Source organism: Azospirillum canadense (assembly GCF_025961225.1).
Lineage (GTDB): Bacteria > Pseudomonadota > Alphaproteobacteria > Azospirillales > Azospirillaceae > Azospirillum > Azospirillum canadense.
Window position 1 is genome coordinate 2790633 of record NZ_JAOQNG010000001.1, and the last position, 14155, is coordinate 2804787.

At 68.4% G+C, this 14155-nt stretch carries 14 protein-coding genes; 4 read left to right on the forward strand and 10 right to left on the reverse strand.

The genetic code is table 11. The features are described 5' to 3' along the window. Positions 1–59: 59 nt before the first annotated feature. The 6 genes from M2351_RS13285 to htpX form a co-directional block, all read right to left on the reverse strand. Positions 60–1715 carry a heparinase II/III family protein gene (locus M2351_RS13285; RefSeq protein WP_264656519.1) on the reverse strand — a complete coding sequence of 552 codons (1656 nt, stop codon included), beginning with the start codon at positions 1713–1715 and terminating at the stop codon, positions 60–62. A 124-nt stretch (positions 1716–1839) separates the two neighbouring features. Further along, entirely contained in the window at positions 1840–3135 is a 1296-nt protein-coding gene (locus tag M2351_RS13290) for an RsmB/NOP family class I SAM-dependent RNA methyltransferase (protein WP_264656520.1), read from the reverse strand. A 41-nt stretch (positions 3136–3176) separates the two neighbouring features. After that, positions 3177–3899 (reverse strand): hypothetical protein, encoded by a 723-nt coding sequence (locus M2351_RS13295; protein WP_264656521.1) that lies wholly within the window; start codon positions 3897–3899, stop codon positions 3177–3179. Beyond that, on the reverse strand, positions 3896–4762 hold the full coding sequence (locus tag M2351_RS13300; protein ID WP_264656522.1) for a hypothetical protein: 867 nt from the start codon (positions 4760–4762) through the stop codon (positions 3896–3898). Before M2351_RS13300 ends, M2351_RS13295 begins: the two co-directional genes overlap by 4 nt. A 31-nt stretch (positions 4763–4793) precedes the next feature. Next, the gene (locus M2351_RS13305) at positions 4794–5726 is read right to left on the reverse strand and encodes an exopolyphosphatase (RefSeq protein ID WP_264656523.1); all 933 of its coding nucleotides are present in this window, start codon (positions 5724–5726) and stop codon (positions 4794–4796) included. A gap of 85 nt (positions 5727–5811) precedes the next feature. Next, the gene (gene htpX / locus M2351_RS13310) at positions 5812–6699 is read right to left on the reverse strand and encodes a zinc metalloprotease HtpX (RefSeq protein WP_264656524.1); all 888 of its coding nucleotides are present in this window, start codon (positions 6697–6699) and stop codon (positions 5812–5814) included. 169 nt (positions 6700–6868) lie between these two features. Between htpX and M2351_RS13315 the strand changes: the two genes are divergently transcribed. Together M2351_RS13315 and M2351_RS13320 are read left to right on the forward strand one after the other, a co-directional pair. Continuing rightward, positions 6869–7105, forward strand: coding sequence for a succinate dehydrogenase assembly factor 4 (locus tag M2351_RS13315; protein WP_264656525.1), 237 nt, complete (start codon positions 6869–6871; stop codon positions 7103–7105). Positions 7106–7264: 159 nt separating this feature from the next. After that, positions 7265–7741 carry a thermonuclease family protein gene (locus M2351_RS13320; protein WP_264656526.1) on the forward strand — a complete coding sequence of 159 codons (477 nt, stop codon included), beginning with the start codon at positions 7265–7267 and terminating at the stop codon, positions 7739–7741. A 10-nt stretch (positions 7742–7751) separates the two neighbouring features. Here M2351_RS13320 and M2351_RS13325 read toward each other — a convergent pair whose 3' ends face one another. Then, the gene (locus tag M2351_RS13325; RefSeq protein ID WP_264656527.1) at positions 7752–8600 is read right to left on the reverse strand and encodes an MBL fold metallo-hydrolase; all 849 of its coding nucleotides are present in this window, start codon (positions 8598–8600) and stop codon (positions 7752–7754) included. A 169-nt stretch (positions 8601–8769) separates the two neighbouring features. Further along, positions 8770–10710 (reverse strand): acetate--CoA ligase, encoded by a 1941-nt coding sequence (gene acs / locus M2351_RS13330; RefSeq protein ID WP_264656528.1) that lies wholly within the window; start codon positions 10708–10710, stop codon positions 8770–8772. A 402-nt stretch (positions 10711–11112) separates the two neighbouring features. Here acs and M2351_RS13335 point away from each other — a divergent pair, with 402 nt between their 5' ends. Next, a complete protein-coding gene (locus M2351_RS13335; RefSeq protein WP_264656529.1) occupies positions 11113–11367 on the forward strand; it encodes a hypothetical protein in 255 nt (84 codons plus the stop codon). Between the two features lie 111 nt (positions 11368–11478). Here M2351_RS13335 and M2351_RS13340 read toward each other — a convergent pair whose 3' ends face one another. Next, a complete protein-coding gene (locus M2351_RS13340; protein WP_264656530.1) occupies positions 11479–11892 on the reverse strand; it encodes an EVE domain-containing protein in 414 nt (137 codons plus the stop codon). 17 nt (positions 11893–11909) lie between these two features. Beyond that, positions 11910–12194 (reverse strand): YciI family protein, encoded by a 285-nt coding sequence (locus M2351_RS13345; RefSeq protein WP_264656531.1) that lies wholly within the window; start codon positions 12192–12194, stop codon positions 11910–11912. 208 nt (positions 12195–12402) lie between these two features. Between M2351_RS13345 and M2351_RS13350 the strand changes: the two genes are divergently transcribed. Next, the gene (locus tag M2351_RS13350; protein ID WP_264656532.1) at positions 12403–14100 is read left to right on the forward strand and encodes a methyl-accepting chemotaxis protein; all 1698 of its coding nucleotides are present in this window, start codon (positions 12403–12405) and stop codon (positions 14098–14100) included. Positions 14101–14155 lie beyond the last annotated feature (55 nt).

Here is a 14155-nt window from a genome sequence, read left to right on the forward strand (position 1 = left end):
CCGTGCGGAATGCGTGCTCATCCGTGCCCCCGTCCCCGGTCGCCGCGGATGCGCGCGATTTACGCCCCCTTGCGCTCGCGGCGCAAGGCCCATTTCACGGTGTTGCCGTCAGGGCCGGTATGACCGTGGATAGCGATCTGGGTGGTCCGCCGTGGCTCGTCGCCACTGCCCAGATAGATGCTCTCCGCCAGCTCCAGCGTCCCGCCCGACGCGCGCAGGCGCCAGACCGCGCCGCTGTGCAGCCGCAGCACCACCTGCCCATCGCCCTGGGCCAACGAGGCCTGAACCGACGGGTGCAGATGGAAGCGGATGGTGAAGCCCTGCGGCTCCGGCGTCGCGCCGATCACCGGCTCCAGCGTGTCCTCGCCGCGCAGATCCTCGCCGTTCTCCGCCAGATAGACGCGCCGCCGGTGCAGGTAGCCGAAGTTGCGGCTGTAGCCGTTGTGCGTGGCGACCACCAGCACGGCCCCGTCGTTCTCCTGCCGCTCGCACCCGACATGGGAGGGGCGGCGGCCGAGCCCACCGTCCTCCAGCACCTCCGACGAATTGGTTTCGGCCAGCACGACGGTGGAATGGGCCGCGGTGCCGGCCAGGGCGGAGCGCCAGGGGCCGGTGGCCGCCCGATGGCTGCCGCAATTGACGATCAGCCGCTCCTTGCCGACCGACATCTCCAGCGACAGCGTGCCGGCGTGGGCGGTGGCGTCCAGGCCGCTGGCGGGCGGCACGCCGGCGTCCATCAGCACCATGGTGCGGCCGGCGATCAGCCGTTCGAAGCCGGTGTGCGGCGCGCTCTTCAACGGGCGGCCACGGGCGTCGGCCTGGGCCAGCACCGTGTCGACCAGCGCCGCGTCCTCCTCCCGCCCGCCGTTGAACAGGGCGAGCCCCCCGTCGCCGTGGCGGAAGAAGCGCAGCGCCGGAGTCATGCGGTCGATGGCATGCTGCAAGGTCTCCGGCACCTCGGTGCGGGCGGTGCGCAGCACGGCGCGCACGTCGATCAGGTCGCGCAGGATGCGCAGCTGCACGGACGGGCAGCGCTCCACATGACCGCCGTCGGGCAGGATTTGGCGTGGCAGCTCCCGTTCCAGCAGACGCAACGCGTCCTGGCCGGTGCGTTCGGTGTCCGGCAGGCAGAAGCCGCCGTAGACGAGGCCCTTCACCGCCGTGACCAGCGCCTTGCCGTCCAGCGCGCCGGGAACGACGCGCGTCAGGTGGCGGACTTGGCGTGCGAGGCTGTCGAAGATGCGGGCGCGGAACTCGTCGTCGGCCGAAGCGCAGTAGAAGTCGTGCAGGCCGATCCAGGTGCTGATGCGCGCGCCCATCACCTCGGGCGCCCAGGTCTTGGGGTGCCAGCCGCCGTTGTGGTCCAGCCAGGACAGCACCAGCGCGCGGGCCCGCCGCCGCGCCGCGTCGCCGCCGACCGCGCGCAGGTCGCGCATCCACTCGAACCCGTGCAGCGCGTCCAGCCAGCCGGCGTTGCCGGCCCGCCAGCCGGGCGTCCCGTTGGGGTCGACCGTGACGGTCTGCCCGCCGAGTCGGAACACACCCGCCAGCAGGGCGGAGCCCTCCGTCGCGTCGCCCGGCCAGGGATCCGGCGGCACGATGGCCAGCGCCGTCGGCGCCCGGCCGCCCAGCGTCAGCTTGTAGATCGGGTTGCCGAAGGCGATGTGCGCCACGCCTTCCCGCAACCGGCCGATTTTGCCACGCGCGCCGCTCATCGCCTCACCCCGCCACACGACAGGGGGAGACAGCCGGCGAATCGAATCGAGGTGTCGGACGATCGGGGAGGAACATTCTTGTTTGGTATCAAATTCGCCTCGACCGCCGCAAGCCGGTGGTAATCTATTCGTGCAACCGTCTCAGCCTTGCCACAAAGAACCCGTCGATGCCGCCGAGATCGGGCAGCATGCCCGGCAGGGACCGAACCTCGCCGCGCTCGTTGATCAAGTCTGCCATGCCGCCCAGCTCGCCCGGTTCGATCGGCACGCGCTCGACCCGGTCGTCGCGGGTCAGGATGCGGTCGACCTGGGCCTCGCCCTCCTCCGGCTGGATGGAGCAGGTGCAGTAAACCAGCAGGCCGCCGGGCTTCACCAGATCGACCGCGTGGGCCAGCAGGCGGTTCTGTGCGCGGGCCAACTTGGCGATGTCCTCCGGCGTCTTGACGCGCAGGATATCCGGGTGGCGACGGATCGCCCCGGTGGCCGAGCAGGGGGCGTCCAGCAGCACCGCGTCGGCCGGCTGGTCCGGGGTCCAGGTGGCCACGTCGGCCGCCAGGATTTCGGCGGGCAGGTCGAGCCGCCCCAGATTCTCCCGCACCCGCTCCAGCCGCTTGGCAGAGCGGTCCACCGCGACCACCTCGGCCCCTTGCGCGACCAACTGCGCGGTCTTGCCGCCGGGGGCGGCGCAGAGGTCGTAGACCCGCTTGCCCGACAGGTCGCCGAACAGCTTCGCCGGCAGCGAGGCGGCGAGGTCCTGCACCCACCAGGCGCCCTCGGCAAAGCCCGGCAGCTCGGTGACCGACCCGCCGGGCGGACGGCGCAGCGAGCCGGTGGGAAGAACCGTGGCCTCCAGCCGCTCCGCCCAGGTCGCCGGGTCGTGCTTGACGGTGATGTCCAGCGGCGCCTCGTGCAGGTGCGCTTCGACGATGCCGCGGGTGCGGCCCATGCCGTAGGCCTGCCGCCAGGCGAGCCACAGCCAGTCCGGCGTGTTCAGGCGCCCGGCGTCCTGCTTGGCGGCAAGCTCCGCGCCCTCGCGGCCGATGCGGCGCAGGACGGCGTTGATCAGCCCCTTGTAGGGCTCCGCCCCGCGCGCCGCGGCCAACTCCACCGCCGTGTCCACGGCAGCGTGGGCCGGCGTGCCGAGAAAGACCAGCTGCGCGGCGCCGAGCCGCAGGATGTCGTGCACCGTGGCCTTGGGCAGGCCGGGCTTGGACAGGCTGCCCTGGATCAGCTCGTCGATCTGGCCCAGCCGGCGCAGCACCGTGGCGACCAGCATGCGGACGAATCCGCGGTCGCGCGGATCGAGCCCGCGCAGATCCGGGTGCGCGTCGAACGCGTCGTCAAAGGGGATGGACTTGCGCAGCACATCGCGCAGCAGGTCGAGCGCGGCGGCCCGCGCGGCAAGGGAAGCTTCGGACATGCGCTGGATTTAGCGCGCCGGACGCCGGGTGTCGAGTGATGCTAGCGTCTCGCCCCCCACTCATCGTAAGTGGCGTGTGGCCCGACGTCCTCCACAACGAAGCAGGACACCCTCGCCGCCTCGCTCCGGCGCAGGATGAAGCGGTTGGGATGGCCGGCGGTCATCGCCCACAGGACGTCGCCATGACCATTTAGAGAATGCAGGCCAAGCTCCGGCGGGACGGGGTTCTCGCCCAGCCGCTTCAGCGTGCGGTCGGCGCGCACGCGCTCGATCGGCGACAGGGCGCGCGCCGCGCGGGCGTCGTAGCGGTCGCTCTTCACATAGCGCGTGCCGCCGCCCTGGAGCGGGCTGGACGGCCCGCCGGGATCGGCGAGGGCACGCCGCACCATCAGCGCCCAGCGCGCGTCCCGGCAGGCAACCAGGGCCTGCCGGTGCAGCGACGGGATCCGGTCCGCCAGGGTGTGGAAACGGGGGAACAGGGCGCGCCGGCGGAACCCGATCTCCAAGGTCGCGCGCTCCACCGCCTCGTCCGCCGCCTTCGCGGCCTCCGGAAGGGCGCGGGTCTCCAACGCCAGCAGCGTGTCGATGCGCGCGTCCAGGGCGGAGGCGTCGGGTTGGCATTCCACAGCGGCGATCAGGCGGGCAACCGCCCCGGCAGCCCGGCGCTCCGCCTCGTCGATGCGGTGGAGAACGTCGTCGTGGCCGGCGTCGGGCGGGATGGACAGCCAAGCGGGGTCGAACAGGGGAAGAAGGTCGAAGGTCACAGCGTCTCGTCGAAGGCGGCTTGCAGCGTCCGGCTCATCGGCTGCCGGCGGACCAGTTCATAAGCCGCTTCGCCGTCGGTGCGCCAGCGGCCGGAGTGAACATAGTCCTCGCAGCCGTCGAGAAACTCCGCGTCGCGCTCGAAGGCCAGCGCGGATTCGAGGTAGCCGTCCGGGTCCTCCGCCGTGTCGGACAGGCAGCGCAGCCGGTTGTTCGACAGGAAAACCACGCGCTGCGGGCTGACGTGGGTGGAATGGTTGATGTTCAGGTTGGCCTTCGCCATCCCGATCAGCGAGTTGCGCACCAGGGCCGGAGGCGCTTCCTGCGCGCCGGTCAGCGTCTGCACGGTCAGGCCGCGCGCGGCGAGCCCCTGGAGCAGCCGTTCCCGCCGCGGTCGCCCCGCCACGTCGCCGAAGAAGAAGACGTCGACGGGGCGCTCGGGCCCCGGGCGCACCTCCTCCACCTTCTCGTGGAAGCCATAGCGTGCGTAGACCGCCCGGCCGCCGAGCGCCCGGTAGGGCTCCAGGTCCTGGCGGAACAGGCAGAGGATGCAGCGCGCGTCGGCCACGAAGCGCCGGAAATCGGCGCTGTCGCCCTCCGGCTCGTCCCGGCGATGGTGGGCGTAGCCGTAAAAGGTCTCCACCCCGACAAACCCGTAGGGAATGCGGAGGTCGGCCAGATGCGCCAGCAGCTCGCGCGAGCGGAACGCCATGGGCGGCAGGAACAGGTTCAGCGCCGCCGGGTCCAGCCCGTTCAGCGACACCCGCACCGTATGGCCGAGGTCCACCAGCGCGTGGTGCAGCAGCGCGATGGTGTTGGCGTACATGTTGAACTGCTCGCCGACCAGCGACAGGCAAACCCGCATGGCGCGCCCTCCATCACCAGGGCCGACATCCTCAGCCGTCGGCGCGCATCCGTGCGACGATCTCCTCCAACACGGCGTCGGCCTTGTCGTTGTCCACCTGACAGGTGCCGGCGGCCTCGTGCCCCCCGCCGCCGTATTCCAGCATCAGCGGGCCGATGTTCGTGCGGGAGCTGCGGTTGATGATCGACTTGCCGCAGGCCAGCACCGTGTTCTGCTGCTTTAGGCCCCAGAGGACGTGGATCGAGACGTTGGCTTCCGGGTACATGGCGTAGATCATGAAGCGGTTGCCGGCGTAGATCGTCTCCTCCCGGAGCAGGTCGACGACCACCACGTTGCCGCGCATGGTGGTGCAGCGGGCCAGCTGGTTGGAGAATTTCGGCTCGTGCTCGGCGTAAAGGTCCACCCGCTCCTTCACATCGGGCAGGGCCAGGATCTCGTCGATGCCGTGGTTCCGGCAGGCGTCGATCAGTTCCATCATCAGCTGGTAGTTGGAGATGCGGAAATCCCGGAAGCGGCCGAGGCCGGTGCGCGCGTCCATGATGAAGTTCAGCAGGGTCCAGCCCTGCGGCTTCAGGATGTCTTCGATCCCGTATTGGGCGGAGTCCGCCTGGTCCACCGCCGCCATCATCTCGTCGGAGATGCCGGGGAACCGTTCCTTGCCGCCGTAGTAATTGTAGACGACGCGCGCCGCCGACGGCGCGTCGGCCTGGATGATGTGGTTGTCCTGCTTGCCGACGCGCAGCGTCTCCGACAAGTGATGGTCGAAGGCCAGATGCACGCCGGGGACATAGGGCAGGTTTGTCGTGATGTCGCGGCCGGAGATCTCGATCTTGCCGTCCTGCATGTCCTTGGGATGCACGAACTTGATCTCGTCGAGGATGCCCAGCTCCTTCAGGAGCACGGCGCAGACCAGTCCGTCAAAATCGGACCGGGTGACGAGACGGTACTTCGTGGCCTCGGACATGCTTTCCCCCTGGCTGCCACCGGAACGCTTGGCAGCCGGAAGGTAGTATTACGCCCCTCTTTTCGCAATCCTTATCACGAGATGGTCAGCCCCAGGGCCCGCGTGACAACGTCCCAGCTCCGGCCATTTCGCGCAGCCGGCGAACCCGCTCCTCCATGTTGGGGTGGGTGGAGAACAGGCTGCCGGCGCCGCGCCCGTGCAGCGGGTTGGCGATGAACAGGTGGGCGGTCGTCGGGTTCGCCTCCGCCTGAAGGTTAGGGATCCGGTTGGCATAGGCGTGGATGCTGGTCAGCGCGTCGGCCAGCCAAAGCGGGCGGCCGCAAATCTCCGCGCCGATGCGGTCGGCCTCGTACTCCCGGGTGCGGCTGATGGCCATCTGCACGATCATGGCCGCGAAGGGCGCCAGGATGGCAACCAGGATTCCGCCGACCATGCCCAGCGGGTTGCCGCCCCGCCCGTCCTCGTCGCTGGAGGAGCTGCCGAAGAACATGCCGAAGTTGGCGATCATGGAGATAGCGCCGGCGATGGTCGCGGTGATTGTCATGACCAGCGTGTCGCGGTTCTTCACGTGGGCCAACTCATGCGCCATCACGCCCGCGATCTCCTCCGGGCTCAGCATGCACAGCAGGCCGGTGGTGGCGGCCACCGCCGCATGCTCCGGCGCACGGCCGGTGGCGAAGGCGTTGGGCTGGTCGTTTTCGATGATGAAGACCCGCGGCATGGGCAGGCCGGCGCGCTCCGCCAGGCGCTGGACGATGCCGTGGAACTCCGGCGCCGAATAGGCGTCCACCTCGCGCGCGCCGTACATGGACAGGACTATGTCGCCCGAGTTCCAATAGCTGAACAGGTTCATGCCCAGCGCCATCAGGAAGGCGATCATCATGCCGCCCTTGCCGCCGATCAGGTAGCCGATGGCCATGAACAGGGCCGTCAGGCCGGCGAGGAGAATGGTGGTCTTCACGTAACTGGTCATGGCGTCGATCCGGATGCCTGGGCGGTCTGCGCCCGCCGGCCATATGGGTGAGGCGAACGGGTGGGAGTAAGCCTATGAGCCTTCCCGTGGCGCATTGGGGGTGATATGGGCTAGGGGCAAGGCACCGTTCAAGATGGTATCCCACCGCATCCCGCCCCATATCACGGCCATGACAGACAAGACCTCCGCACCCGACGACGCGGCGATCGACGACCAAACCACCGCCGACGCCTCCACCGACACCCTCTCCAGCGATGCCGCCTTCGCAGATATCTCTGAGCAGGCGGACACCGAGACGGTCCTGAAGGGCCCCGAGCAGAAGCCCGGCGAGATCGGCGGCCCGAAGGGCCCGGAACCGACCCGCTACGGCGATTGGGAGTTCAAGGGACGCTGCTCCGATTTTTAATGAGCACACGCTAGGATATGTTGCCTGTATTCGGCCCGGGGCGGCTTGAATACATATGGATGCAGGATACAATACCTAAGTCGTGCTTGATACGTTCCTGCTCGCGCGTTATCCTCGCTGCGTAACCCGGGCGCTCGCCCAACGCGAAGGGAGCCGCGCATGCACGCCGATCCACGCCGCTTCCGCTTTTCTCTCGCGGCCGTCCTGACGGGCATTGCGCTAATCCTGGCAACCGGCCCCGCGACGAGCGCCCCGCCCCTGCTGCCCGGCCCAATCCCGGCGGAGGTGCTGGATGTGGTGGATGGCGACACCATCACCGTGCGGGCGACCATCTGGCTGGGGCAGATCGTGGAGACCAACGTGCGGGTGGACGGCATGGACGCGCCGGAAATGCGCGCCCGCTGCGCCCGCGAGAAGGACATGGCCGAGGCCGCGCGCGACATGGCGCGCAAGCTGATCGGGCCGAACCTCGTCAGCCTGATGGACGTGCAGCCGGACAAGTACGGCGGCCGCGTCCGCGCCCGCGTGGTGACCACCGGCGGCGCCGACCTGTCGGACTCCCTGATCAAGGCCGGCCTCGCCCGTCCCTACCACGGCGAACGCCGCCAGTCCTGGTGCGATGGGGCGGTGGGGTAGACGCCGCTTCTCACCGGCAGCGGTCCAGCTCCACCCGATCGTGGGAGCAGACGACGCGCACGGCGCCGGCGTGGTCACGGACGAGGCCGCGCAGGCGGTCCTGGTTGGCGATGCGGGCGGCGTGGTCGACCTCCATCAGGCGCTGGTAGGCGCGCATGCCCGGCGGACAGTGCGGGCGCTGCGGGTCCATCTCGCCGTGGTAAAAGTAGGCGTCGCCGGCCAGCAGCAGCCAGCCGCCCTCGCCCCGGCGCCCATCACTCTGGGAGGAGCCCTGCACCGCCACGCCGCAGTGCCCCCAGGTGTGGCCGGGCAGCGGCACCAGCAGGATCTCCGGCGGCAGGCCCTTCAGGTCGCGCACCGCCTCGAAGCCGAACCAGGGCTCCCCACCCGCCTCGTAGGCCTGCCAGTTCACCGCCTCGTCCCACTGGCGCGGGCGGTAGCGCTGGGAGGCGATGAAGCCGCGCCGTTGTGCCCGCGCCGCCTCCAGCTCGCGCCCGAAGACATGCACGGTGGCGTTGGGAAAATCCTCGATGCCGCCGGCGTGGTCGAAATCCAGGTGGGTCGCCACGATGTGCCGGACGTCCGACGCCTGGAAGCCCAGCCGCTCCACCGCACGGAGCGCCGTGTCCTCCTCGCGCAGCTGGATGCGGTTCATGGCGACGAACAGCGGGCTGAGCCGCTGGCGGGTCTCCCGCACGTCGCGCACCCCGAAACCGGTGTCGACAAGGACGAGGCCCTGCTCCGTCTGGATCAGCAGGCAGTGGCAGACGAGATGCGCGGTCATGCCATGGCTGCTGCCGTCGAACAGCCGCCCGCCGACCGGGCACATGGTGCCGCAATTCAGGTGATGAATGCGCATCGCCGCCCTTCCCAGGAGTTCGGCGACACAACAGGAGGGACGAAAGGGCCGTTCCGAAAGCGGGAGCGGCCCAAAAGGCATTGGTCGAAAAGGAAGTCGCCCCAAAAAACGAAACCGGGGGCCCCGAAAGGCCCCCGGTCCGTCGTCATTTCCCTAGGAACGACGCCGATCAGGTGTTGTTCATGCGGTTCTCGATCAGGTCGGTGACGACCGTCGGATCCGCCAGGGTCGAGGTGTCGCCCAGGCTGTCGTGCTCGTTCGCGGCGATCTTGCGCAGGATGCGGCGCATGATCTTGCCCGAGCGGGTCTTCGGCAGGCTCGGAGCCCACTGGATCAGGTCGGGCGAGGCGATCGGGCCGATCTCCTTGCGGACCCAGTTCACCAGCTCCTTGCGCAGCTCCTCCGTCGGCGACTCGCCGGCGTTGAGCGTGACATAGGCGTAGATACCCTGGCCCTTCAGGTCGTGCGGATAGCCCACGACGGCAGCCTCGGCCACCTTCGGGTGGGCGACCAGCGCGCTTTCGACCTCGGCGGTGCCCATGCGGTGACCGGACACGTTGATCACGTCGTCGACGCGGCCGGTGATCCAGTAGTAGCCGTCGGCGTCGCGGCGGCAGCCGTCACCGGTGAAGTAGTAGCCGGCGAAGGTCGAGAAGTAGGTCTGGACGAAGCGCTCGTGGTCGCCGAACACCGTGCGCATCTGGCCCGGCCAGCTGTCGGCGATGCACAGGTTGCCCTCCGTTTCGCCTTCCAGCTCCTTGCCGTCGTTGTCGACGACGACCGGCTTCACGCCGAAGAAGGGCTTGGTCGCCGAACCCGGCTTCTGGCCGATGGCGCCCGGCAGCGGAGTGATCAGGATACCGCCGGTTTCCGTCTGCCACCAGGTGTCGACGATCGGGCAGCGGCCCTCGCCCACCACGTTGTAGTACCAGAGCCACGCCTCCGGGTTGATCGGCTCGCCGACCGAACCAAGGATGCGGAGCGACGCGCGGGAGGTCTTCTTCACCGGGCCCTCGCCCTCGCGCATCAGCGAGCGGATGGCGGTCGGGGCGGTGTAGAAGATGTTGACCTTGTGCTTGTCCACCACCTGCCAGAAGCGGGAGATGTCCGGGTAGGTCGGCACGCCTTCGAACATCAGCGTGGTGGCGCCGTTGGCCAGCGGGCCGTAAACGATGTAGCTGTGGCCGGTGACCCAGCCCACGTCGGCCGTGCACCAGTAGACGTCGCCGTCCTTGTAGTCGAAGACGTACTGGTGCGTCATCGACGCGTAGACCAGATAGCCGCCGGTGGTGTGCAGCACGCCCTTCGGCTTGCCGGTCGAGCCCGAGGTGTAGAGGATGAACAGCGGGTCTTCCGCGCTCATCTCCTCCGGCGGGCAGTCGGCGGAAACGGACGCGACCTCCTCGTGGTACCAGAGGTCGCGGCCCTCGGTCCAGGCGACGTCGCCGCCGGTGTGCTTGACGACCAGCACGTTCTTGACACCCGGCGCGCCGGCCACGGCCTTGTCGGCGTTCGCCTTCAGCGGAACCTTGCGGCCGCCGCGCAGGCCCTCGTCCGAGGTGATGACGAAGTGGCTGTCGCAGTCGACGATGCGGTCCTTCAGGCTGTCCGGCGAGAAGCCGCCGAACACGATGGAGTGGATCGCACCGACGCGCGCGCAGGCCAGCATCGAATAGGCGGCCTCGGGGATCATCGGCAGGTAGATGGTGACGCGGTCGCCCTTCTTGACGCCGTGCTTCTTCAGCACGTTGGCCAGCCGGCAGACCTGTTCGTGCAGTTCCCTGTAGGTGATGTTCTTGGAAACCGACGGGTCGTCGCCTTCGAAGATGATCGCGGTCTGGTCGCCGCGCGTGGCGAGATGGCGGTCGATGCAGTTGGCCGAAACGTTGAGCGTGCCGTCGTAGAACCACTTGATGTGGACGTCGCCGGTGTAGCTGACGTCCTTCACCTTGGTGAAGGGCTTGATCCAGTCGACGCGCTTGCCGTGCTCACCCCAGAAAGCCTCGGGATCCGAGATCGACTGTTCGTACATCTTGGTGTACGCCGCCTCGTCCACATAAGCGGTCTTGGCGATCTCCGGCTTAACAGGAAAGAACGAATTGTCGGACATTGGCTCGCGATTCCCCCGGTAGTGCTTCTGGTTAGACCCTGAAGGGCTTGAGAGAGCGGCAGCCGGCCACTCCCCTGTTGCCGTTCATTATCCACACAAGTTCCCGTCTCCACAAGCAGAACGGCCGATTGTCCACCCTCTCAATCGGGTCTTGCGGCCCCACTTTGTTGCGACGCAGCGCCTGATGTTTTGAAACCTGATGCGAAAGGATGAGAGACAGGCCGCGACTATTTGACGCGCCCATTCGACCGTCTGCCCGACCTTGGCACCGGACCCCGGCCCGGTCGCGACTCCGGCCCCGGCCCGGATGGCATTCCGCCGGCGCTTAACGGCCCCTTAACCCGGGATCGTTAACGTGCGGCGTGAACCAGACACGTGTGTGCATCGGGCGGAGCGAGCGACATGGCCAGCACGACCAACGCGGACGGCACGGCCGGCGCCTCGGACCTGATCGGCCGGCTCACCGAGATGAGCGACCGCACCAACCTGATGGTGATCGACGCGACGCTGCGCGCGCTTCCCGACGCCGTTCCCGGCTTCGGCCCCGCCATCGGGACAAGCGCCGCCCAGTCCGCGGCGGAGGTGCGCGCCCTGGCCCGCCGCATGCTCCAGGCCACGCTGGATTTCCAGGCGGTCATGTGCGAACCGGCCGAGTAACCCGACCGGCCGCATCCTTCTTTCGAACAATGCCGCAGGGGGCACCGCAGCGGGCAAGTGCCGGGGAAGTCCGGCGGACGCCCGCCGAACCGCCCCCGCACGGCCCTTTCCTTACGCCTCGATCCCCGCGAGCGCGCAGACATGCGCCCATTCGTCGTCGCTGACCGGGCAGACGGACAGGCGCGACTGCCGCACCAGTGCCATGTTCTGCAACAGCGGGTCGGTCTTCATGGTCTTCAGCGTGACGGGCGTGTTCACGGGCATCAGCGCCCGCACGTCGACCATGCCGAAGCGGCCGGCCTCGTCGCTCGGGTCCGGGTAGTATTCCCGCGCGATCTCGACGATGCCGACCACCTCCAGCCCCTCGTTCGAGTGGTAGAAGAAGGCGCGGTCGCCGACCTTCATGGCCTTCAGGTTGTTCGAGGCCTGGTGGTTGCGCACGCCGTCCCAATGGGTGGTGCCGTCGGCAACCATGCGGTCCCACGAGTATTTGAAGGGCTCCGACTTCAGAAGCCAGCGGGCCATCGCCGTCCGTCCCCCGCTCAGGCCTTCGGGTAGACCCGGCGCCACGCCCGGATCTCGACGGATTCGAACAGGCCGGCCTTGGCGTAGGGGTCGCCGTCGGCAAACGCCTTGGCGGCGGCCTCGTCGGCGCAGTCCACGATCAGCAGGCTGCCGACCATGCCCTGCCCGTCGTCCGACAGCAGCGGCCCCGCCACGAAGATGCGGTCGGCGTTGGATTCCAGATAGGCCAGGTGGGCCGGACGGTTGTCGACGCGCACCTGCGCCGCGCCCGCCTTGTCGGTGCAGTGGAACATGTAGAGCATGGGTCACCCTTCCCGTTCGAATTGGCGGGCGAGCCTAGCGCAGCGAGGCGCGCCGCGGAAGGTGCAGCGACAAGCAAGGTGCGACGCTTCGTCCCTGCCCACGTCTTCACAAACGTAAACCTTTGGCCTTTTATGGTTGCCATATTGAAGCGTTCATCGCGCAAACAATACATACGACATCAAACGACGCTCTCTTGAGGAGAACAAAATGGCGGTCCATGCACGTGAACTTGCCTCGACCCGGTTGAGCGCGCAGGACCAGAACGCCCTGCGGCGCGTCGCGCCAATCCTTGTCGGTGTGCTGGACCGCCTTGTGGAGGAGTTCTACGGCTTCATCCGCTCCACCCCGGAACTGTGGTCCTACATTGGCGACGAGTCCCAATTGCCGCGGCTGAAGGTGCAGCAGAGGCAACATTGGGCGAACCTGCTGACGGACGGGATCACCGAAGCCTATGCGGAGCGCGCCCGCGCGGTCGGCCGCGCGCACGCGCGGATCGGTCTCGCCCCGCACGCCTACGTGACCGCCTACAACTTCATGCTGGCCCGCTTGATCGAACTGGCGGAGACCAGCGGCGGCGGGCTGCTGCGCCGGGGCGTTCCGGGTGCCTCGGCGGCGCTCACCCGGCTGGTCGGCCAGGATTTGGAACTGACGCTGTCCGCCTATGAGACCGCTCACGCCGACCAGAACCGGAACGAGCAGCTGCGCCGCGACATGAGCGACAACCTGAAGAGCCTCGTGCACTTCGCCATCAACTCCAACGAGGCGATGGTGACGCTGGCCGAACTCAGCCGGGATGCCCGCTCCGTGAAGGAGCAGGGCCAGGACATCGCGCTGGCTGCGGCCGATCTCGTCACCTCGGTGGAAGCCATCGCCCGCAACAGCCAGAGCGCGTCAGACGACGCGCGGGCGGCCGGCGAATCCGTGCACCGCGGCATGACCGCCGCCACCGACGCGGTGGACACCATGCGCACCATCGCCGGCGCCGTGGAGTCGACCGCGGCGAAGATCGACGATCTGGCCGCGGCGTCGGACCGCATCGGGGAAATCCTCGTCTCCATCGACGCCATCTCCAAGCAGACCAACCTGCTGGCGCTCAACGCGACCATCGAGGCGGCGCGGGCGGGCGAGGCCGGAAAAGGATTTGCCGTCGTGGCGACGGAGGTGAAGGCGCTGGCCAACCAGACCGCCCAGGCGACGGAGGACATCCGCGGCCGCATCGAGGCGCTGCGCGGCGAAATGGCCAGCATCGTGGAGGCCATGCGGCAGAACGGGACAGCCGTAGCCCGCGGCCAGGAGGTTATCGCCGCGACCGGCACCGAAATGACCACGGTGGCGGAGCAGGTGGGCAACGTCGGCCGGCGCATGCACGAGATCGCCGACATCCTGGGCCAGCAGTCGGAAACCTCGACCCGCATCTCCGGCGGAATCGGCACCGTGGCCACCATGGCGGCGCGCAACGACACGCTGATCGGCAGCGTGATCCAGTCGGTCAACAGCTCCAACAGTGCGATCGCCCAGCGGGTGGAGCAGATCGCCACGCTGAAGACTCCCCGCGCGCTCTGCGAAATCGCCAAGATCGACCACGTCGTCTTCAAGAAGAAGATCGTCGACGCGCTGATGGGGCGGCTCTCCCTGTCCGCGAACGAGATCGCCAATCACCAGACCTGCCGGCTCGGCGCCTGGTACGAGTCGGTGGACAATCCGGCGATCCGGACCGCCCCGGCCTACCGCGCGCTGGAGGACTCGCACCGCCGCGTTCATGACCACGGCAAGGCCGCGCTGCGGCTGAAGGCCGAAGGCAAGGAGGCGGAGGCGATGGCGGAGTTGAAGCAGCTCAACGACGCCTCGCATGAGGTGCTGCGCCTTCTCGGCGAATTGTCGGAGGCCCTGCCCGAGGACTGGTGAGCACGGGACCCAAAGGACCCGTACAATCCGTAGGTTGGGTGTAGCCGAAGGCGCA

Bases quoted from the DNA above. Each gene is read 5' to 3' on its own strand.
- M2351_RS13285 (WP_264656519.1), bottom strand. From the start codon at position 1,715: ATGAGCGGCGCGCGTGGCAAAATCGGCCGGTTGCGGGAAGGCGTGGCG.
- M2351_RS13335 (WP_264656529.1), top strand. From the start codon at position 11,113: ATGGCCAGCACGACCAACGCGGACGGCACGGCCGGCGCCTCGGACCTG.
- M2351_RS13290 (WP_264656520.1), bottom strand. From the start codon at position 3,135: ATGTCCGAAGCTTCCCTTGCCGCGCGGGCCGCCGCGCTCGACCTGCTG.
- M2351_RS13340 (WP_264656530.1), bottom strand. From the start codon at position 11,892: ATGGCCCGCTGGCTTCTGAAGTCGGAGCCCTTCAAATACTCGTGGGAC.
- M2351_RS13345 (WP_264656531.1), bottom strand. From the start codon at position 12,194: ATGCTCTACATGTTCCACTGCACCGACAAGGCGGGCGCGGCGCAGGTG.
- M2351_RS13305 (WP_264656523.1), bottom strand. From the start codon at position 5,726: ATGTCCGAGGCCACGAAGTACCGTCTCGTCACCCGGTCCGATTTTGAC.
- M2351_RS13315 (WP_264656525.1), top strand. From the start codon at position 6,869: ATGACAGACAAGACCTCCGCACCCGACGACGCGGCGATCGACGACCAA.
- htpX (WP_264656524.1), bottom strand. From the start codon at position 6,699: ATGACCAGTTACGTGAAGACCACCATTCTCCTCGCCGGCCTGACGGCC.
- M2351_RS13320 (WP_264656526.1), top strand. From the start codon at position 7,265: ATGCACGCCGATCCACGCCGCTTCCGCTTTTCTCTCGCGGCCGTCCTG.
- M2351_RS13300 (WP_264656522.1), bottom strand. From the start codon at position 4,762: ATGCGGGTTTGCCTGTCGCTGGTCGGCGAGCAGTTCAACATGTACGCC.
- M2351_RS13350 (WP_264656532.1), top strand. From the start codon at position 12,403: ATGGCGGTCCATGCACGTGAACTTGCCTCGACCCGGTTGAGCGCGCAG.
- acs (WP_264656528.1), bottom strand. From the start codon at position 10,710: ATGTCCGACAATTCGTTCTTTCCTGTTAAGCCGGAGATCGCCAAGACC.
- M2351_RS13325 (WP_264656527.1), bottom strand. From the start codon at position 8,600: ATGCGCATTCATCACCTGAATTGCGGCACCATGTGCCCGGTCGGCGGG.